Annotated in this window: 2 tRNA genes; both read right to left on the reverse strand. The window is 59.5% G+C overall.

Features of this window, described 5'->3' with window-relative positions:
* Window positions 1-76, reverse strand: a tRNA-Phe gene (locus tag KGF41_RS20720).
* Window positions 77-79: 3 nt separating this feature from the next.
* Window positions 80-156 (reverse strand) — tRNA-Ile (locus tag KGF41_RS20725).
* Between the last annotated feature and the right edge of the window lie 81 nt (window positions 157-237).

Consider the following 237-nt stretch of genomic DNA (forward strand, 5'->3'; position numbering starts at 1 on the left):
TGGTGCCCAGAGGCGGAATCGAACCACCGACACGGGGATTTTCAGTCCCCTGCTCTACCGACTGAGCTATCTGGGCAAATGGTGGGCCTAGCTGGACTCGAACCAGCGACCTCACGCTTATCAGGCGTGCGCTCTAACCACCTGAGCTATAGGCCCTTACTTGGTCGAGGTGAAGGGACTCGAACCCCCGGCCCCATGGTCCCAAACCATGTGCGCTACCAAACTGCGCTACACCTC

It is taken from the genome of Clostridioides sp. ZZV14-6150, assembly GCF_020657875.1.
Classification (GTDB): Bacteria; Bacillota; Clostridia; order Peptostreptococcales; family Peptostreptococcaceae; genus Clostridioides.